We start from the raw sequence: 18,722 nt of genomic DNA, 5'->3' as shown, positions 1-18,722 counted from the left end.
CGACACCGTGGCCGATTGTGTGGGCGTATGGCAGGGCCAGGTGGCCCAGCCCGCAGATGCCCCCGCATGGCCACCAGGGCGCCGTCTCGTGTGGCCACCTGATGAAGGGCATGAAAGCCGTCAGGTCCGCGCACTGCAGCGGCGCGGCTTCGATGGCGGTCAGGCCGCCGGGGATGCGCACGAGTCCGTCGGCCCACGCGCAGGCGACTTCGGCGCAGCCGTCCTCGGTGATGGTCCCCGTCTGCTGCCCGCGGTGTCAGTCAGTGGCAGAGTCACGACCACCGGACCCCACGTACGAGTATCAAGGTCAGTGGCCGGCGCTCATACCGCCGTCGACGTGGAGAATCTCGCCGGTGACGAACGGGGCGTTCTCCAGGTAGATCACCGCGTCGACGATGTCGCTCACCTCGCCCATCCGGCCGACCGGGTGCAGGGCGGCGAGGGCCTGGTGGGTCTCGTCGGGGTGCATGGGGGTCTTGATGGTCCCCGGGGAGACGGCGTTGGTGCGGATGCCACGGGTGGCGTACTCGATGGCGAGGGACTTGGTGGCGGACTGCAGGCCGCCCTTGGTCAGCGAGGCCAGCACGGAGGGGACGTTGGAGTCGGCGTTGTCGACCAGGCTGGTGGTGATGTTGACGATGTGGCCGCCGCCCTGGGCGAGCATGTACGGGATGGCCAGCTGGGTGATGCGGAAGAACCCGGTCAGGTTCACGCCGGTCACGGAGGCGAACTCGTCCTGGGTGTAGTCGGTGAAGGGCTTGGCGACGAAGAGTCCCGCGTTGTTGACCAGAGTGTCGATACGGCCGAACCGCTCGACGCCCGCCGCGATCACGTGTTCGGCGGTGGTGGGGTCGGCGATGTCGCCCTGCACGGTCACGATGTCGGCGTCGTCGGCGGGGGCGATCGTGCGCGAGGTGGCGACGACGGCGTATCCGAGCTGCCGGTAGGCATTGACCAGACCGGCGCCGATGCCCTGCGACGCGCCGGTGATGACTGCGACCTTCTGGCCATGAGAGCTCATGATGACCTTCTCCGAAATGAGGTTGAGGATTCGTCGACCGGCACTAGCCGACCGGTCGCCTATGTGGAAGCTACGTGCCGGACGGGACGAAGTCAAAGATCAACAGAGTCGATTCCAGGACCGGCTTACTCATAGCTGGTAGGCGTAACCTCCCAGCCCACGTCAGCAGGCGTCGGCGGAGTGATTCCCCGGCCTCGTCCGGTGGGGGAGCGGGGTTGCCTAGTGCCGGTCCGGGTCGCCGTCGGGCAACCGGGCGCCCGGGGCATGGATGCCGAAGTCACCGACGCCGTCGCAGAGGGCGTCGACGACGGCCAGGACCGTGGCGCGGACTTCGCCGGCGCACCAGACCAGGGACCAGGTCCAGTAGACCTGCGGCGCCACGACCGGGCGCTGAACCAGGTCGGGCGGCAGCGGAGTGGATTGGCCCTTGGGCGAGTTGATGACCGGGCGACTGCTGCGACGGACGTGGTCGAAGAAGGCCGGGCCGGCGATGCCGCCGTCGGAGACGCGTACCACGCGGGCCCCGGTGTGGTGGGCCACTTGTTCCGCGTAGACGTTCCAGGACGACCAGGAGGTCGTGTCGTCGTCAAGGAGGACGACGGTGTCCTGGGCGAGTACGTCGCTGGTGTCGTCGCGGGTGGCGACGGCGTAGAGCCGGTCGGCGCCGATCAGCCGGGCCCGGAGGCCGCTGCGGATCACCTCGACCACACCGGCCGCCGCCTGCTGGCCCGCGCCCCGGTCGCACTCCTGACCCCCGAGGGCGGCGTGGACCGGCTCGGCGGCACCGCCACCGAGTTGCCGCCCTGGTATCACCTGACTTCGGACCGGCCGGCAGGCGGCTGCGTGAAGGTCACCGAGGCGGCGGCCCGGACGGCACCGAGAACATCACTGGCCCGGTCACCGGGTCCGGCCTGGGCGGTCCAGACGTCCCACCCCGCAGCGTCCGCGCACGCACCGCTGGTTCACCGCCTTGATCGCCAGTTACACCCTCAAGGGCATCGGCTACATCGTCGCCGGCACGTTCCTGGTCGCCGCGATCGAGCAGAGCTCCCCGGGCGGGCAGGCAGCGGCGCCTGGGTGCTGGTCGGGCTTGTGGCCGTACCGTCCTCGGCCCTGTGGGCCTGGCTGGGCCGACGCTGGTCCCGCCCCGGCCTGCTCTGCGCAGCACTCGTCATCCAGGCTGTCGGCATCGCCCTGCCCGCGCTGATCGACGGAGTCGCAGCCGCCCTGATTTCCGCGCTCCTGTTCGGTGCGACGTTCCTCGGCGTCAGCACCATCGCCCTGGCTGCAGGAGCCCACCTGCGGTTCCCCCGCTCGGTCGCCCTGCCGACCACCTGATACTCCGTCGGCCAGATCCTCGGCCCCTTGGGAGTCGCCCCACTGCTCCGTCACGGTTACCACCAGGCCCTGATCCTGGCAGCCCTCGTGGTCCTCGCCGCCGCCGCCGTTGCCGCCGCCTTCCTTCGGATCGGCTTCCCGCACCACATGACCGTCATGCGCAGTACCGTCTCTGGACGGCAGCCCGCACTGGCAGAAACCGCTCCGGTTCGGAACGATCGCCCCCGTCCACCCGTGGTCTGACGCTCCGTTGGCGCCTGCCGTCCAGCCCCTTCTACTGCCCGCCGCGCCGGGCGGGCATCAGATGCCGGTCGAAGCCACCTGCGGTGCGCGAGCACCGAGCAGGGCCAGGCAGTTCGCCCACAGAGGGCTGAGGTGGTGGGTGTTGTTGTAGAGCTTGGCGAACAGGACCTGGCCCTCAAGCTGGGCGACGACGGACCGCGCTGCTTCCCGGGTGTCCGTCACGGTGACCTCTCGGCGTTCAAGAGCCTCGGTGATGACCGAGTCGACCATCTCGACCTGTGCGTCGAAGATGTCCTGCAGTCGGATGCGGACGGCCTCGGTCTGGTTGCTCATCTCCAGGGTGAGGTTCCCGAACAGGCACCCCGAGACGGTGCCGCGGCTCTGCTGGCCGGCGCGCTGGCCGGACTCCGTCACCTCGAAAAGCTGCCTCAGCCGGTGTAGTGGTTCTCCGTCGCTGTTCAGGATGCTTGTCCATTCCCGCTTCTGGCCGGCCCAGTGCTCGTCGATAACGGCCAGAGCGAGAACTTCCTTGGACTCGAAGAAGTAGTAGAAGCTGCCCTTGGGCACACCGGCCGTCTTGCAGATCTCGGCCACGCCCAAAGAGGAGTATCCGCGCAACTCGATGAGCGATTGCGCGGCGCTGATGATCTTCTCTTTGGCGTCACTGGTCCGTCCCATGCCGCGAGTGTACGACTGGTCAACCACTGTTTACTAGACCGGTCGGCTAGCCCGTTTTCGCTGGACCACGGTCGAGTGGCACCGATCGCGTGTCGCGCCTGGGCCTGTGGATACCTCTGTTCATGACCGCTGAGGAGAGGCTCCGTCTTGCAGCGGCTCAGGTCGTTGATCTCGTCATTACCGACGATGACGTATACCCGGACGCCCTGCCGGATGCCTCGGACCTGCATGGCGCGATATGCCGATCTGTATGCGCTTTCCACATCAACTGACGGTTCCAGTGATGACTTGCGGCCGGGGCGATGCCGCTCGGCGGGTGGACCCGGCGCCTGCGAGGTCACCCTCCAGACCGCTGCACCCACCCGCCGTACCCGCCCGGACTCGGGGCCGGTCGCCCGTAAACCGCCGTGAGCTGCTTGGCATCTGTGCCTCGATAGGCCGCTCGCGGGCTGCATTCTCGTCAGCAAGGGGCCCGCGCTGCCGCCGAAGGGCCCTCACAAAATTGGCGAGTACACGCCCATTGTCAGGGTCGTCGCGAGGGAGTTACATGGTCCCTGCCCGCGAACGAAAGCGCTTTCTGTCGACCAGGAGACCCCGGTCGACTGCCCCTTTGCTGCCCCTTCGCTGCCGCTGGGAGGCTGTATGACACCGCCCCGCACCAGACGCTACTCACTCGCCGTCGCCGCGCTCGCCGCGACCGCCTCGCTCGCCGCCGCCACGATTCCGGCCCAGGCGGCCCGCCCCTCAACCCTCCACACTCCGCTGCGAGCCCAAGCCGTGGCGGCGTACGACTTCGGGCACCCGGATCCCGCCGACCCCGGTCGCGAGCAGGACATCGGACGCTCCGGAACCACGCTCAGCCTGATCAACGGCGGTTCCGCGATGCGCGTGGCCGACGAGGCGTACCCGGGCGCTTCGCCCGCCCTGCAGGTACGTCAGCAGAACCCGGCCACGGCGGGCAACGACGACTGGAAGGCCGGCGCCTGGGACGCCGAGGGCATGTCGTCCCTCGGCGCCTTCCGCAGTGCCCGGGGCGCCACCGTCATGGGCTGGTTCAAGATGACGGGCGACAATCCCGCCCTCAACTCCAACACGGCCGACCCGAGCGACCGCTACAACGCGATCGGGCTGGCCGGCGTACTGTCCGGAACCTCCGATGGTCACGCGGTGCGCGCGCTTCTCGAACTCATCCAGGTCAACGGCGAGTTGAAGCTGGTCGCGCTGGGGAGACGCCTGGACAGCGGCGCCTCCCAGACCTTCGCCGCCGACGCCCCCTGGGAAGAACTGCTGCCCCGCGGTGAATGGGTCCACCTGGCCGCGACGTTCGACTTCCGCGACGGCACTCTCGCCCTCTACCGCGACGGCAAGCCCCTGGACGGCTTCTACGTCACGCCGGGCGACCCCTGGGAACTCGCCACCACGCCGGCGCCCCACCGTGCCTCCCCCACCGATCCCCGCGGCATCAAGATCGGCGGCAGCTTCCCCCAGAACACCTGGGAGAACAACGCCTGCGACTGCCGCATGGACGACCTCCTGTTCCTGGACCGCCCGGTGCCGGCCGGAGCGGTGGCGGCGGAGTACCAGCGCATGACGCGGGGCCACTGACCCTTCGCACCCCTGGATCGTCCTTTCCCTACTTGTCACGCCAGCCCGAAGGGACCCGCATGGCGTCACGACGTACGTATCGAAGGAACTGGGCGGCCCTGGCCGTCAGCGCAGCCCTCGCCCTGGGCGGCCTCGCCGCGCCTTCCCACGCCGATGAGCCCGCCGCGGCCACGACAGCCGCCCTGACCGACCCCATTCCGCAGAAGCCCGTCCAGTCAAGGACGGGTCTCGTCCTGCAGGAGTTCGCGCAGTTCCCCAAGTCTGAGCCCGTCCCGGCGCCGACGGATCCGCGCCTGATGCGTCACGCCCGGATCAACACCATCAATGAACTCCCCGACGGCTCCGGCCGGATGGCGACCCCCGACCTCAACGGCACGCTGTACCTCACCGATCCCGGAGCCGCGACGCGCACCTCCGGGGGCACCCCGCACCCCTACCTGGACGTCAAGGCGGCATTCCCGCACTTCTTCTCGGGCCGCGGCCTCGGCCAGGGCCTCGGTTACGCCGCATTCCACCCGGAGTTCGGAGCGAACGGGCGCTTCTACACCATTCATACCGAGCTCGCCTCGCAGGCCACCGAGACTCCCGATTACCGGCAGGCCGGCACGCTCACCTATCACGGCATCATCACTGAGTGGACCGCCGACGACCCCTCCGCGGCCGTCTTCCACGGCACCCATCGCGAGGTGCTACGTATCGGCTTCACCGGCCAGGTCCACGGCATTCAGCAGATCGACTTCAACCCGACAGGAAAGCCTCACGACGAGGACTACGGCCTCCTCTACCTCGCGGTGGGCGACGGAGGGCAGGGCGTCGGTAACAGCGAGCCGCAGAACCTGACGCTCCCGCACGGCAAACTTCTGCGGATCGACCCCGCGGGCCGTGACAGCGCCAACGGCCGGTACGGCATCCCCGCTTCCAACCCATTCGTCGGTGTCCCCGGTTCACTCGGGGAGATCTACGCCATAGGCATGCGGGACCCGCACCGCTTCAGCTGGGACGCAGGCGGCAGCCACCGCATGTATCTCGGCCACATAGGCGAACACGCCATCGAGTCGGTGTACGAGGTCAAAGCCGGTGACAACTTCGGCTGGAGCGAGCGCGAGGGCCCCTTCGTATTCGACAAGAAGGCCACCGACCCGTGCGCCCGCATCCTTCCCCTGCCCGCCGACGACGCCCAGTACGGCTACGCCTATCCGGTCGCCGCCTACGACCACGACCCGGGACCCGACTGGAACTGCCGGTCCGATGTGGGCCGCGCTATCGCCGGAGGCTTTGTCTACCGCGGCAAGGATGCGCCGGCGCTGCGCGGAAAGTACATCTTCGGCGACCTCGTGGACGGCCGGATCCTGGCCGCGGACACCCGCGACATGCACCGCGGCGCCGGCCTGGCACCGCTTGAGCAACTGATGCTCTTCGACAAGTCCACCGGGAAGACGGTCACCATGCGCGACCTCGCCGGTGACCAGCGTGTCGACCTGCGCTTCGGCTCCGACCGCAGCGGCGGCCTGTACATCGTCTCGAAGGCCAACGGCAAGGTCTGGAAGGTGACCGGGACACGCACCTTCGCCGACTGCGAGATCGGCAACACCCCCACCACCCACACCACCGGGCCCGACAAGTGGGCGCCGGTCACCCCGGCCAAGTGGGCGTACACCACACGGGAGACGATCATGACCGAGCCGGGCGTCGCCCGCCCGGGACCGCGCCGCCCCTTCGAGTACGCCGTCCTGGCCGCTGGTCCGCGCTACTCCTCCGTCACCGTCGAGGCGGAGGTGCGGATCGATACCCCCGTCGAGATCACCAACCGTGACGTCATTCTCATCTGGGACTATCAGTCGGACACCCGGTTCCAGTACGCGCACTTGTCGAGCGACAACACCATCTACCCGCACAACGGTTTGTTCACAGTCAACGACGCCGACCGGCTGCGCATCGACGACCAGTGGAACGGAACCCTCGGCGCACCTCCGGCGATCAGGGACGACGGATGGCACAAGGTGCGCCTCACCCATTGCGCCGACACCGGTGAGACCGCCGTCTACCTGGACGGCAGCCGCAATCCGCTGATCACGGCGACCGACCCGGTCTTCGCCTCGGGCCGGGTGGGCTTCGGATCCTTCGACAACGTGGGCCGCGTCCGTCACCTGAAGGTGACAGGCACTCCGGCCGACGACTGACCTTGCCGGGAGCGGGCCGAGGACGTCGGCCCGCTCCCGCACCGCCCCCACATCCGTATCCGTTCAGCGAACCCGACGCGGCGATAGGTCCCGTGATGCCAGCTGGGCCGACGCGGTGACCGCCGATACGGAGCTTTGCCCTCGGGCGCTCGTGGAAGGAGGACCGCAACCCTGTGCGCGATGCGAACGGGATGCGGCCGAGAGAGAATAATCGTGTGGATATAACACTGAATCCCCCAGGGGAGACACCACCTGCCGAGGGCTCCATCAGTGAAGCCCACCAGGAACGCGCGGACGGAGGAATTTGGGAACACCCCGCCCTATGGGCAGGACTCGTTCTGTTGGGATCGGTCATCTTTGCCGCATTCTTCATCGCGCGGATCTTCGGCTACGGATGACCTTCCCCAGCGTTGGCCGGTGACCCGGGCATGCGCTTGGAATCTTCTGGAGGACGGGCCGGTGGTTCCAGGCCGGGTGGAGTGCGGCCCGGGCGGAGCGCCGGTCCCGGCAGCAGTGCGCGGGCGGGGCCGGTGCGGGCACTCAGGGCCCGCACCGGCCGGATACGGAGAGAGCCGGTCTCCACGGGCGTGGCCCGGTCAGTCAACGGCGGGCGTGGTGCCGAGGAAGCCGGCTAGGGCCTCCAGCAGACGGTCTACGTCCTCGTCGTTGTTGTAGGGGGCCAGACCGATCCGCAGTCCGCCTTCGGCGCCGAGTCCGAGCCGGCGGGATGCCTCCAGTGCGTAGAAGGACCCGGCCGGGGCATCGACGCCCCGCTCCGCCAAGTACTGCGAGGCGGCGGTGGCGCTGCGGCCGGCCAGGGTCAGCAACAGGGTGGGCGTGCGGTGTGTGGCCCGGGAATGCACGGTGATGCCCCCGAGGCCGGCCAGTCCCTGTTCGATGCGGGCCCGCAGGGCGTCCTCATGGGCCTCGATCGCCATGAAGGCGGCGAGCAGCCTTTCCCGCCGGGTGCCGTCGGCCCCGGGAGCCAGTGAGGCGAGGAAGTCCACTGCCGCACCGGCCCCGGCCAGGAGTTCGTACGGCAGAGTGCCCAGTTCGAAGCGCTCGGGAACGGCGTCGGAGGAGGGCAGCAATTTGTCCGGCCGCAGCGTCTCCAGCAGTTCGGGACGGCTCGCCAGCACGCCCAGATGCGGACCGAGGAATTTGTACGGCGAGCAGACCAGGAAGTCGGCGCCGAGACCGGGCAGGTCGACGGCGGCGTGCGAGGCGTAATGCACGGCGTCGACATGCAGCAGGGCCCCTGCCCGGTGCACCAGGTCGGCGAAGGCGGGAATGTCGGGGCGGGTGCCGATGAGGTTGGACGCCGCGGTGACGGCGACCAGACGGGTGCGCGCGGAGAGCACGGCGGCGATGTCATCGGCCGTCAGCTCACCCGTGACCGGGTCGAACTCCGCCCATCGGACCGTGGCGCCCACGGCCTCGGCCGCCTGGATCCAGGGCCGGATGTTGGAGTCGTGGTCGAGGCGACTGACGACCACCTCGTCGCCAGGGCCCCAGCTCTTCGACACGGTGCGGGACAGGTCGTAGGCGAGCTGGGTGGAGCTGCGGCCGAACACGATGCCCCGGGGATTGGCGCCCAGCAGGTCGGCCAGCGCTCGGCGGGCGCGGGTCACGACCGCCTCCGCGTTGCGCTCACCCTCGGTGGTGAGCCCCCGGTTGGCGAGCGGGTTGGCCAGCACGTCCGCGATGGCGTCGATCACCGGTTGCGGTGTCTGGGTGCCGCCGGGGGCGTCAAAGCGGGCGGAGCCGGCCTTGAGGGCGGGGATCCGGGCACGGACTGCGTTGACGTCGAAGGTCATGCGTACTCCTGGAGGCGAGAGGACGATGTGGGCGTCACAGTACGGAGACCGGGAGCACTGCCGAGCGCGGGGCTGCCGTATGCGGGCGCGACGGGCTCGCCACCGACCAAGGCCGCGCCGGATCCGGGCACGGCGGGTCGGGTCACTGAGTGGAGCCGTGACCGTGCCGGGTGGTGTCAGCCCAGGCCGGTTCGGTCGGGCGAGGTGGTGTCGGGCCGGGGCAGGCAGGAGCTGCGACTGCCGCACCCCCAGCACCTGGGGCTCCAGCCGGGTGACCACCGCACCGGTGGGGTCGAGCGTGCGGAGACAGGGGCTGGCACAGGAGGCCGATCTGCTGCTGCTCGATGAGCCCACCACCGGCCTCGATGCGACGGCTCAGCGCCTGATCGCCGATGTCCTCGACGAGGTAGCGGCGGAAGGGGGCACCGTCGTCCAGGCGACGCACGACCTGGAAGCGGCCAGGGGGGTGGGGCATGTCCTGATGCTCCAGGAAGGGCGTCTGTTCGCAAGCGGGGCACCTGGCGCGGTGCTGACCGACTCGGCCATTGAGCGGATTTGGCATCTGTCCCCGGCAGGGGTGAAGGGGGCACGGCGCGGGCCCGAAGCCGGCGAAACGGAAGGGGCGTCGGCTGCATTTGCCCGACCGTGGCTTGGTTCGGCCGCTACCAGGGAGCGGTGATGCCAGGGCGCGTTCGGCCGGCACCTGGCAGACTGCACCGGACACGTCCCCGGTCGGCTCGCCCGCGAGTCCGACCGGGACATCGACGACCCCTTTCCCGACCGTGCTGGGCCGGCCAGGGCATCGGGGTTCGAGCACCACGTACTGCACGACGATCCGATGCGGCCGGCCGTCGGCGCAGCCGCGAGCTCGCCGCCCGGCCCGGTCGGGACGCACGCGGCTGACGCCCCACCTGGGACCCGGTGACCGGGCGGCTGATCCGGGTGGACATCCTGGGCTCGTATCCACACGTACGAGCCGGGCAGCGGCCGCCGTTCGGTGCCGGCCACCGAGTAGCACGTCGGCATCGGGGCGGTCTGACCGGCGGCGCCGGCCCGATTTCTCCGTTCCTTTCTGGGCCTCGCCTTCGGGAGGGAGATCGCACCCGTGCATCCACGACAGATGTTCATCCATTGGATCTCCGGACGGTCTCAACTACTCCATGAACGCTGCGGCCGGGTACGGCCTGCCGGCCTGCTGCCAGCCGACGGCAACCGGGCAGGACTTCTGCCGCGCCGTGGGTGAATTCGAGATCATCTCGGCTGTGGCAGGCAGTGGGCCAGCGCCGCCCGCCCTGGGGAACGCGGCCGGGGCCGCCCTCGGTGCCGGACGGCCCCCGCACGTGCGGGCTGTTCGTTGTCTTGAGTACCGCTCTTCGGGCCCAGCTAGCCCCGGCCGAGGCCTGATGCCCTTGCTACGAGGGGAGTTGGGGCCGGGATATGCTCCTCGGTCAGATAGAGGGGTGGGGAATGTCGAGGAAAAGAGATCAGCGGGACCGCAGTGCAGCACGGCGTCGCCTAACGAGCCAACGCGGGTGGACGTACACGGACTGGCACCCCGAACGCCTGCAGCTGTGCGCGGGGCCGCTCGGCGTCGATGCCGAGAAGGCGATGGCCGTGGACGCCGTGAGCGGCACCCTGGACGGCCATTGGTTCAGCGTCTTCGACTGTGTCACCAACGACCCCTCCACCGCCCGCACCGTGTACCTCGTCCAACTGCCGGCCGTGCTGCCGCTGGTCGCGGTGAGCCGGCACTCGCTGGTCGTGGACACGATCGTTCCGCTGCTGAAGCGGCTCGTCGTCGAGCGCCCGGACCGCCATCTGTACGAGATCGGCGACCCGGCCTACGACGCCGTCCACGTCGTGGAGTGCGTGGACCCGGAGACGGCGGCGCGGCTGCTCACCCCGGCCGTGCGCGAGTTCGCCGACGACCGCCGCTGGCTGGAGTGGCAGGTGGACGGCGGCTACCTCTTCTACGCGGAGCCTTCGGGCCCGCGCCGGGGGAAGGACGACGCCCACGCGATCCTGACCGAACTGCGCTCGCTGGTCGACCTGGTGGAGGTGATGGACCCGGGGTTGTGGGGCGAGGCGGTGGACGCGGTCCCTGGCGACGGCCGTGCGGGGGCGGAGAAGGTTCCCGGCAATGCCGAGGGTGAGAGGGCGGACGCCGTTCGTGGGGACGTATCGGACGCCGTTCCCTCCCCCGGAGCGCAGTCGGCGCCCGGGCCCGGCAGCGGACCGTCCGCCATGGTCCGCGGTGGCCCGGCCCACACCGGCGTCTATCCGAAGGGGACGCTGCCGTCCGGCTTCGAGGCGTGGAGTGTGCGGCTGCCGGACGCGGTCGTCGCCGCGCCGGTCGTCTGCGCGGGCACCGTGTACGTCAACTGCTCCGACGGCCGCTGCTACGCGCTGGACGCGGCGACGGGCGCGGCGCGTTGGTCTCTCGACGTGGTCGGTGCCCTGAAAGAGACGCCGGCAGTCGCCGACGGGACGGTGTACGTCGTAGGCGAGTCCGGTGTACTGCACGCGGTCGGCGCCGCGGACGGGCAGGAGCGCTGGCGGCAGCGGGTGGGCCACTCGGGCGCGCCGGTGGTCGCCGACGGCCTGCTCTACGTCGTCCACCACCCGGCCAACCTACTGCGCGATGCCTCCCGCATCCGCGTGCTGGACGCGGTGACGGGCGAGGAGCGCTGGGAGCGGCGGTTGCCCGACGGGTCGGCCGCCGCAGCGGCGGTCGCCGACGGCCGGGTCTACGTGCAGGGAGCGCGGGCCCAGTTGACCGCCTTCGACGCGGTGAGCGGTGAGGAGCTGTGGCACCAGGGCTCCACCGCGAGCCAGTTGAGCTGCTGTACCCCGAGCGTTGCGCACGGCATGGTCTGCGCGGGCACCGGCGCCGGCCAGCTGTACGCCTACGATGCCGCCACCGGTGAGCAGCTGTGGGGCGCACAGGCGGCCGGCGTGGTCGACAACACCCCGGCGCTGACCGAGGGCCTGGTCTTCATCGGCGACAGCCACGGCGGCGTGTACGCGGTGGACGGCAACGACGGCGGACTCCTCTGGCACCTGCCGAACCGTTACGGCGCCTCGTCCCCGGCGATCTGCGGCTCGTCCGGGTGGATCGTCAGCACCAAGTACGGGCGTGGCCTGTTCAAGATCAGCCTGAGCGCCGGCGTGGTCCTGTGGCGGCACGCGCTGGATGGCCGCGGCACCGGCCCCGTCTACGCCGACGGAGTCGTCTACGTCGGCACGCACGCGGGCACCGTCCTCGCGGTGGACGCCGAGACAGGTCGCAAGCCCGCCCGGGCGCGGCGCAACCTGCGGGTTTGAGCGGACGGAGGGTGCGCGGGTGATGTGGACCGACATGGTCTTCCTGGTCGGCGCCGATCCGGGCGATGTACTGAGTACGGCACCGCCGCCCGTCGGCGAGTGCGAGCGCCGCACGGCGACCGTGTACCGCTCGGTGGCCCGGCGGCTCAGCGGGGCCGACGGCGTGGGCCGGGCCCAGCTGCTGTCCCTGGAGGCGGCCCGCTTCGGGTGGCCCGACCTGAGCGCACGGTTCGCCTCGGCCGCACCGCCGGGGGAGCCGACCGCGCCCTGGCGGGTGAGCTGGGCGACAGGACGGCTGGCCGACGAACGGACCGTGCGGGTGATGCGCTGCGATGGCGTGCACGCGGTGCTCGCCGTGCGGAACGGGCGGCTGGTCGCCGTGGACGCCGGCCCGTTCGGCGAGGTACGGGCCCTGGACGTCCTCGACGGGACGTCGACGGACCTGTTCAAGGCCCCGCAGAACGCCAGGGTGGTGGGGTCGGTCGAGGCGGGCGGGCGGGTACTCGTCCTTAGCGGCCACGAGGCGCGCGACCGGCACTGGAACACCGACCAGCAGGGGCCCGACGACACCGTACGGGCCTGGGACCTGAGCACCGGCGAGCCGGTGGGTGAGCCGTTCGCCGTGGCCCATGGCCGCCTCACCACGGTGTCGACCGCGCGGGCGGACGGCCGGACGCTCCTGGTCGGCGGCGGCTGGGACGGGCTGGTCCGGGTCTGGGACCCGGCCACCGGCCGGGACGTCGCCGAGCCCGCCGGGGGACACCAGGGCTGGGTGAGCGCCGTTGCGACGGCGCGCGTGGCCGGCCGCCCGGTCTCCGTCACCGCGGGGGAGCACGACCATCACGTCCTGGTCCGCGACCTGCTCAGCGGTCGTCCGGCCAGCCGGCCGCTGACCGGCCACTCCGCGCCGGTCCTGGCCGTGGCCACCACCCACGTGGACGGCCGGGCCCTGGTCGTCACCGCGAGTGAGGACCACACGGCCCGCGTCTGGGACCTGGCCACCGGCGAGCAGCTCGGCGCCCCGCTCACCGGCCACGGCCACCGCGTCCACGCGGTCACCACCGCCCGCGTGGACGGCCGCACCCTCGTCATCACCGGAGGCTGGGACAACACCCTCCGGGTGTGGGACCTGCTCACCGGCGCGCAGCTCGCCGACGCCTTCACCGGCCACGACCAGCCGGTGCGCGGGGTGGCGGTCACCACTTCGGACGCGCGGCCCGTCGTGGTCGCCCGGGCTTCCGACGGCCTGTTGCGCACGTGGCACCTCACCGAACACCGCCACGGCGGCGACACCGTCGACGGCCCGGGCCGGGAGACCGCGTCCCTGACCGCGGCGACCGTGGGCGACCGCCGGATCGTGGCCACAGGCCGGTACGACGGGACGGTAGAACTCTGGGACCTCGCGCGTCCGCGCACCACCCGGTCCCTGCCCGGCCACACCGACACGGTCCTGGCCGGGGGCATGGCCACGGCCGTCGTGGACGGGCGCACCCTGCTGCTCACGGCGGGCCGGGACGGGCTCGTGCGGATCGCCGACCTGGAGACCCGCGAGACGTTCGGGGCCCCGCTCGACTGCCGGGACACCGAGCCGGCCGCCCTCGCCACGGTCATCGCCGACGGTCGGACCCTCGTCCTGGTGGGCACCCGGACCGGAACCGTCCGGATCTGGGACCTGGCCGCACGGCGGGAGACCGGACCGCCCCTGGCCACCGGTGACGACCTGGGCGTACGAGCGGTCGGAGCCATCTCGGTCGACGGCCGCACCACCCTGGTCACCGGCCACGCCGACCGCACCGTCCGGATCTGGGACCCGGCCGACCGCGCCTCGCTCGGCCGGCCGCTGCGCGGCCACACCCGCGCGGTGGAGCGTGTCGCGACGGCCGTCGTGGACGGTACGCCCGTCGCCGTCACCACCGCCGGGTACGACCCCCACCCTAGAGTCTGGGACCTCACGACGTGCCGGGAGCGCGGCGAGCCCCTGTACGGCCACCGCCGCCGGATCGCCGACCTGGCCGTCACCACACTCGACGACCGGACCGTCGCCGTCACCGGCGGCGACGACGCCACCGTGCGTGCCTGGGACCTGCACACCCACACCCGCATTCGCCGCGCCCTGCGCTTCCCCTACCGGGTACACAGCGTGACCCCCGTCGACGGCGGCGCACTGCTGGTCGGCTTCGCCGGCGAACTGGCCCTGCTGCCCCAGGCAGATCTCTCGGACGCTCCCTACTAGGGGTGGTTTGTCGACTGCGGTTCGCGGCGGTAGTTGGCCGGACAGTGGGTGCTTCGCCCACTGTCCGGGGGCCGTGATGACCAAGCGTCTGCCGTGTCCGCCCGCTCCGGGGCCGCTGGAAGCCCATGCCGCGCGCTTCGATGACCTTTTCTCACGCTCAGGGGACCCAGCGGTAGAGCAGCACCTTGTTGAAGAGATCGTCCTCGACGTTGACCAGGTACTCCCCGGTGGAGCGCCGGACTGCGGAGATGCCGTAGGGGATGTCGACCCACCCGGTCCGGGTCACTCCGCCGACGTTGCTGCCGGGGAGCCAGCTGCCGACGGCGCTTCCGTCACTGGCTCTCCAGACCCAGACCTGGCCGCGGGTCTGGACACCGACCGTGAAGACGCCTGCCCACGCGAGGCCCACCATCGTCACGACCGGCGTCGACGTGGTGTCCCAGGGGAGGAGCATGGTCCAGGTCGCCGTACGGTTGCCGGTGCTCCAACGGTCGTAGCGCGCCAGGACCTTGCCGCACTCTTTCCAGTAGGCGTTGTCGAACGGCGCGGTGGGCGTGTACCCGGACATATACATGACGTCGCCGTCCACGTCGTAGTGCAGGCGGCGGACGGTGGTGAACGGCGCGGGCAGGGGGATCGTCACCATGCTGGCGTAGTCGTAGATCGGGTTGCCCTGGGCGTCGAAGCCCTGCAGGGGATAGCGGCGCAGGTTGCGGTCCCCGCCCTCCCAGACGTCGCCATTGGTGTCGACGAACCAGACCCAGCAGTTGCCCGGGGAGTTCTGGCCGGTGCCCGGCTGGAGGTATTCGCCGGCCTCGAACGCCCCGTTCCCGCTCAGGTCGCGCCAGATCCATTGGCCCTGGGCCGGCTGGTACGGGGGCCACGTGGGGTCGTCGCCGGTCCAGTGCTGTTTGAAGAACGCCCCGGACGGCTTGGCGATCTCGCCCTCGAAGCGGTAGATGAGCAGGTGCGAGCAGTACATGCCGGTGACGTACATGTACAGGGAGCCGTTCTTGCGCAGCAGCGACGGAGACGCGGCATGGTGCTGGTGGCCGGTCAGGAACAGGCGTGCGTCCTGGGGGTACTTGACGGAGTCGAGGGAGTAGCCGCGCCAGGCCACATCGCGCCCCGGTGGCTTCGTGACGTCGAGACGGTAATGGCACTGCTTGGTGTAGACGTCCAGCCCGTCGGACTGCGGGTCGAAGTCGGCGGCGTCGACGAAGGCGCTCCCCTGGAGCTGCCAGACCAGGTTTCCCAGCGGGTCGAACTTGCGGATCCATGACCCGAACTCGCACATGGCGACGTAGACGTTGCCCGCCGAGTCACCGCCGACCCCGGTGATGCCGAAGAACTTGTCGGCGATGTTGCGGCCCGGCGTCCCCGCCCCGATACCGCCGGCGAGGCCCAGGCTTCGCGTCTGCACGGGCGTCCCGGACAGGTTGCCGTACGTGTGCACCTGGCGGAGCGGGCCGTTGTCGCCGACCAGCAGGTCGCCGTGGACGTCGATCGCCAGCGAGGGCCCCGCGCAGGGAGCCCACGCCTTCTGGCCCCGGCGTGCGGGCGGTGGCCTCGAGATGGGTCTTGGCCGCGCCGATGGTGCCCTGCCGGTAGATGCCCGCGGTCAGAGGCGAGCCGATGTAGGAGAGCGCGGCGGTGGTGAACCCGTCGGCGAGCAGGTCCCGTCCGGCCAGGTGGTCGATCCATCGCTCCCAGTCCGTGCCGCCCATCACCGCGGTGGTCTGCTCGATGTCGTCGCCCGCTGCTGGGGCGGTTTCCACCTCCGTGACCTCCGGAGTGCCGGAGGCATCCAAGTTCAGGGTTTTGGTCCGGTAGGGCTCGCCGATCGGCTTGAGGACGGAGGAGTAGGTGACGCCGGTGTCCGGGTCGGTGCGCCGCGGGGCGGCCACCGAATAGATCAGGTAGTCCAGCCGCCCGTACCGCTGCTTGACGAGGTCGGCGACCTGATGCTTCATCGCATCGGAGAACGCGTCGCCGTTGAGGAAGACCATGTCCCGGCCGTGCTTACGGGCCAGCTCGGCGGTGGCCGCGGTGCGATACCAGCCGGCCGTGCCGGTGCGTCGGCCGGGTGCCTTCTCGAAACAGACCCCGATGCCGCGGATCCCGGCGCGGGCGAGCCCGGCGATCGTGGCGGCAAGCCCGTACCCGGCGGACGAACCGATGACAAGTGCCACCGGACCGTCCCCGCCGGGCTGCCTGGCGGGGACGGCCTGCCACATGTCGGCCACCGTCTTGCGGCAGCCGGCCGGGTGGGAGTCGAGGAAGAGGAAACCGCGGTTCAGGGGGGCGATGACGCGTTCGCTCACGATCAGGTCCTTGGGGTCGGCGCGGATGAAAGCGCGGCAGCCACCAGGCGGGCCACCGCATCCTGCAAGTCTGCGACCGTACGGATACGGGCGGTGACCTCATCCGGCACAACGATCGACAGGCGGCCTTGGAGGGTTTCCACCAGTTCGAGCAGAGCGAGGCTGTTCATGCCCTGGTCGCGCTCCTGTACGACGACGCGGTTTTGCCAGTCGCCTCGGACGTCACAGGCCGCGAGGCCGGCTTCGCGGCTGTCCGCAGGGCGTACGACTACTTCTCGATGAGTCGTCAACAACGCGGGCTACGGGCTGTTCGGCATGGGCGAAGAGGTCGGCGCGGAGGGAGCTCGCGCTCAGGTGGAGACCAAATTGTTTCGGAGCTCTGTGGATCACCAGGCAGCGCTTCCGATCATGCAGGAACAGGGCAGCGGGCACATCCTCCGGGTCTCCTCGGCGAGGAGTAGCCGACGGGTGCCGTCTGGCACACGCCCCGGGCGCCGCCCGCCGGAGCCCGGGGCGGCTTTCTGGTTCGCCCGGCGGTGCGACTGATCCCAAGGCGTCGGCCTGGCCTTGTCGGACCGGGACTGCCTGGGGCCGGGTGCCCGTCCGTCCCTGCCCTCGGCGCACACGCAGGCGGGTCATCACCTTCGGTTGGGCGGGCGCGTACCGGCTTGTGCGGCGGTCAGTACGAAGGCCGGAGGGCGGCAGGATGGATTGCCTGGTGTCCTGTCTGCCGCCACATGGCCTCATAGTTGGATGGGCAGATGGCGGGGTCCGCGGAGCATGGCGTTCTGCCGGTAGGGGGGCGGGTCCTGGACCAGGCGGGCCGTGCCGAGGTGGGGGATCAGCGCGCCGAGCGCGGCCTGGGCCTCGATGCGGGCGAGTGGTGCGCCATAGCACAGGTGGATACCGCTGCCGAAGCCGAAGTGCTGGTTGTCCGGGCGGGTGGGGTCGAACCGGTCGGGTTCGTGGAACCGCTTGGGGTCGCGGTTGCCTGAGGCCAGCACCAGTACGACGGACGCGCCTTTGGGGATCGTGGTGCCGGCGACGTCGATGTCGGCGTGGGGGATCCTCTCGCGCATGTGGACCGGGGGTTCGTAGCGCAGCAGTTCCTCCACCGCTTGCGGTAGCAGGTCGGGTTCGCGACGCAGCTGATCCAGATGCTCGGGGCGGCGCATCAGGGTGAGGACCCCGTTGGTGATCAGGTTGACCGTGGTCTCGTGTCCCGCGATCAACAGCAGCACGGCGGTTTCCGCGAGGTCCTCGCGGGTGAGCCGCAGGGCCGGATCCGGCTCGTTGACGAAGGCGGAAAGCAAGTCGTCGCTCGGGTGGCCACGGCGCTGTTCGGCGAGGTCCACCAGGTACCGGCCCATCTCGATCCGCGCCTGGTTGCCCGTCTGGTCCTGCTCGGGGGAGTCCTCATCCGGCTTCACGTCGGCGGATGCGACCAGAGCGTCGGACCAAGCTCGAAACAGCGGCTCGTCCTCACGCGGTACGCCGAGCAGGCGGCAGATCACGGTGACGGGCAGCGGGTAGGCGAAATCGTCGACGATGTCGATCTGTCCGCCCGCATGGAAGGCCCCCATCAGTTCCTCGGTGAGCTGGGAGATCTCGCCCCGCATGGCATCGACCCGGCCCGGGCTGTGCGGCGGGCCGAACGGGCGCATGGCCAGGGTGCGCAGCCTGTGGTGCTCGGGGTCGTCGAGCCGCAGGAACGGCGGCTTCACCGTCTCACCGGACGGGGACGGGGCGGTTCGGCTGCGCGGGTCGGCACTCATCCGAGGGTCGTGGAGCAGGGCGGCGATCTCGTGGTAGGTACCGATCAGATAGCTGCCGTCTGCCTGCCGCACCACGGGGCCGGCCTCGCGCAGTTCCGCGTACAGCGGGTAGGGGTTGGGGCGGTTCTCGTAGTCGGTGATCCGTGCCAGCAAGGTGTCGGAGTCCATCGTGGCTCCTCGTGGT

At 70.5% G+C, this 18,722-nt stretch carries 12 protein-coding genes and 3 pseudogenes; 7 read left to right on the top strand and 8 right to left on the bottom strand.

What is annotated here, in order from left to right; all coding sequences use genetic code 11:
• Positions 1-307: 307 nt before the first annotated feature.
• Together OG609_RS00775 and OG609_RS00770 are read right to left on the bottom strand one after the other, a co-directional pair.
• Positions 308-1,021, bottom strand: a complete 714-nt coding sequence (locus OG609_RS00775) for an SDR family NAD(P)-dependent oxidoreductase (RefSeq protein ID WP_327270943.1) — start codon at positions 1,019-1,021, stop codon at positions 308-310.
• A 219-nt stretch (positions 1,022-1,240) separates the two neighbouring features.
• Positions 1,241-1,714: pseudogene (locus OG609_RS00770) on the bottom strand (LysR family transcriptional regulator); the annotation flags it as partial.
• Between the two features lie 244 nt (positions 1,715-1,958).
• Between OG609_RS00770 and OG609_RS00765 the strand changes: the two are divergent.
• Positions 1,959-2,602 (top strand): annotated as a pseudogene (locus tag OG609_RS00765) (YbfB/YjiJ family MFS transporter); the annotation flags it as partial.
• Positions 2,603-2,659: 57 nt separating this feature from the next.
• Here OG609_RS00765 and OG609_RS00760 read toward each other — a convergent pair.
• On the bottom strand, positions 2,660-3,280 hold the full coding sequence (locus OG609_RS00760) for a TetR/AcrR family transcriptional regulator (protein ID WP_327270942.1): 621 nt from the start codon (positions 3,278-3,280) through the stop codon (positions 2,660-2,662).
• A gap of 642 nt (positions 3,281-3,922) precedes the next feature.
• Between OG609_RS00760 and OG609_RS00755 the strand changes: the two genes are divergently transcribed.
• The 3 genes from OG609_RS00755 to OG609_RS00745 all read left to right on the top strand — a co-directional run bounded on the left by OG609_RS00755 (position 3,923) and on the right by OG609_RS00745 (position 7,463).
• Entirely contained in the window at positions 3,923-4,885 is a 963-nt protein-coding gene (locus OG609_RS00755) for a hypothetical protein (RefSeq protein WP_327270941.1), read from the top strand.
• A gap of 59 nt (positions 4,886-4,944) precedes the next feature.
• Positions 4,945-7,065: a PQQ-dependent sugar dehydrogenase gene (locus OG609_RS00750; protein ID WP_327270940.1), complete on the top strand. Its 2,121-nt coding sequence runs from the start codon at positions 4,945-4,947 to the stop codon at positions 7,063-7,065.
• Positions 7,066-7,280: 215 nt separating this feature from the next.
• The gene (locus OG609_RS00745; RefSeq protein ID WP_327270939.1) at positions 7,281-7,463 is read left to right on the top strand and encodes a DUF6480 family protein; all 183 of its coding nucleotides are present in this window, start codon (positions 7,281-7,283) and stop codon (positions 7,461-7,463) included.
• Between the two features lie 198 nt (positions 7,464-7,661).
• Here OG609_RS00745 and OG609_RS00740 read toward each other — a convergent pair whose 3' ends face one another.
• Positions 7,662-8,882, bottom strand: a complete 1,221-nt coding sequence (locus tag OG609_RS00740) for a cysteine desulfurase-like protein (RefSeq protein WP_327270938.1) — start codon at positions 8,880-8,882, stop codon at positions 7,662-7,664.
• 307 nt (positions 8,883-9,189) lie between these two features.
• Between OG609_RS00740 and OG609_RS00735 the strand changes: the two are divergent.
• The 3 genes and pseudogenes from OG609_RS00735 to OG609_RS00725 form a co-directional block, all read left to right on the top strand.
• Positions 9,190-9,459 (top strand): annotated as a pseudogene (locus OG609_RS00735) (AAA family ATPase); the annotation flags it as partial.
• 1,037 nt (positions 9,460-10,496) lie between these two features.
• Positions 10,497-12,206 carry an outer membrane protein assembly factor BamB family protein gene (locus OG609_RS00730; RefSeq protein WP_327270937.1) on the top strand — a complete coding sequence of 570 codons (1,710 nt, stop codon included), beginning with the start codon at positions 10,497-10,499 and terminating at the stop codon, positions 12,204-12,206.
• Between the two features lie 22 nt (positions 12,207-12,228).
• On the top strand, positions 12,229-14,439 hold the full coding sequence (locus OG609_RS00725) for a WD40 repeat domain-containing protein (RefSeq protein ID WP_327270936.1): 2,211 nt from the start codon (positions 12,229-12,231) through the stop codon (positions 14,437-14,439).
• 157 nt (positions 14,440-14,596) lie between these two features.
• Here OG609_RS00725 and OG609_RS00720 read toward each other — a convergent pair whose 3' ends face one another.
• From OG609_RS00720 to OG609_RS00705, 4 genes are all read right to left on the bottom strand, one after another.
• Positions 14,597-15,862 (bottom strand): hypothetical protein, encoded by a 1,266-nt coding sequence (locus tag OG609_RS00720; RefSeq protein ID WP_327270935.1) that lies wholly within the window; start codon positions 15,860-15,862, stop codon positions 14,597-14,599.
• Positions 15,762-16,763, bottom strand: coding sequence for a hypothetical protein (locus OG609_RS00715; RefSeq protein WP_327270934.1), 1,002 nt, complete (start codon positions 16,761-16,763; stop codon positions 15,762-15,764). Before OG609_RS00715 ends, OG609_RS00720 begins: the two co-directional genes overlap by 101 nt.
• Before the next feature lie 2 nt (positions 16,764-16,765).
• A complete protein-coding gene (locus OG609_RS00710; RefSeq protein WP_327270933.1) occupies positions 16,766-16,933 on the bottom strand; it encodes a hypothetical protein in 168 nt (55 codons plus the stop codon).
• 573 nt (positions 16,934-17,506) lie between these two features.
• The gene (locus tag OG609_RS00705; RefSeq protein ID WP_327270932.1) at positions 17,507-18,706 is read right to left on the bottom strand and encodes a cytochrome P450; all 1,200 of its coding nucleotides are present in this window, start codon (positions 18,704-18,706) and stop codon (positions 17,507-17,509) included.
• Between the last annotated feature and the right edge of the window lie 16 nt (positions 18,707-18,722).

Origin of the sequence: Streptomyces sp. NBC_01224, assembly GCF_036002945.1 — a bacterium.
Taxonomy (GTDB): Bacteria; Actinomycetota; Actinomycetes; order Streptomycetales; family Streptomycetaceae; genus Streptomyces.
This window is presented reverse-complemented; position numbering and strand designations above follow the sequence as displayed.

Bases quoted from the DNA above. Each gene is read 5' to 3' on its own strand.
- OG609_RS00775 (WP_327270943.1), bottom strand. From the start codon at position 1,021: ATGAGCTCTCATGGCCAGAAGGTCGCAGTCATCACCGGCGCGTCGCAG.
- OG609_RS00705 (WP_327270932.1), bottom strand. From the start codon at position 18,706: ATGGACTCCGACACCTTGCTGGCACGGATCACCGACTACGAGAACCGC.
- OG609_RS00710 (WP_327270933.1), bottom strand. From the start codon at position 16,933: ATGAACAGCCTCGCTCTGCTCGAACTGGTGGAAACCCTCCAAGGCCGC.
- OG609_RS00740 (WP_327270938.1), bottom strand. From the start codon at position 8,882: ATGACCTTCGACGTCAACGCAGTCCGTGCCCGGATCCCCGCCCTCAAG.
- OG609_RS00755 (WP_327270941.1), top strand. From the start codon at position 3,923: ATGACACCGCCCCGCACCAGACGCTACTCACTCGCCGTCGCCGCGCTC.
- OG609_RS00750 (WP_327270940.1), top strand. From the start codon at position 4,945: ATGGCGTCACGACGTACGTATCGAAGGAACTGGGCGGCCCTGGCCGTC.
- OG609_RS00725 (WP_327270936.1), top strand. From the start codon at position 12,229: ATGTGGACCGACATGGTCTTCCTGGTCGGCGCCGATCCGGGCGATGTA.
- OG609_RS00760 (WP_327270942.1), bottom strand. From the start codon at position 3,280: ATGGGACGGACCAGTGACGCCAAAGAGAAGATCATCAGCGCCGCGCAA.